This window comes from Stenotrophomonas sp. SrG (assembly GCF_050031795.1).
Classification (GTDB): domain Bacteria; phylum Pseudomonadota; class Gammaproteobacteria; order Xanthomonadales; family Xanthomonadaceae; genus Stenotrophomonas; species Stenotrophomonas rhizophila_A.
Map to the genome: position 1 here is coordinate 1 of NZ_JBNBBE010000785.1, position 246 is coordinate 246.

General features: G+C 65.4%; 1 protein-coding gene. It reads left to right on the plus strand.

The features are described from left to right. Positions 1-198, plus strand: a 198-nt coding sequence (locus ACQG3P_RS21695; protein WP_426806206.1) for an ECF-type sigma factor, incomplete at its 5' end; no start/stop codon positions are given. Positions 199-246: the final 48 nt, after the last annotated feature.

Below are 246 nucleotides of genomic sequence, written 5' to 3' on the forward strand. Positions count from 1 at the left end.
GACCTGCTTGCGCTGGACTTGGCGATTGCGCGGTTGCAGGCGGTGGACGGGCACCTGGACAATGTGGTGGAACTTCGCTACTTCGCGGGGTTGTCGGAACTGGAAATCGCCGTTCGGTGCCAGCGCTCGGAGCGCAGCATCGGGCGCGATTGGCAGATGGCTCGGTTGTTCCTGCTGTCTTCGGTCCGAGTGGAGTGAGCAGGGCGGCTGTGGGGTTCCCGGTGGAGGGAGCGGGCGGAGGTGCAA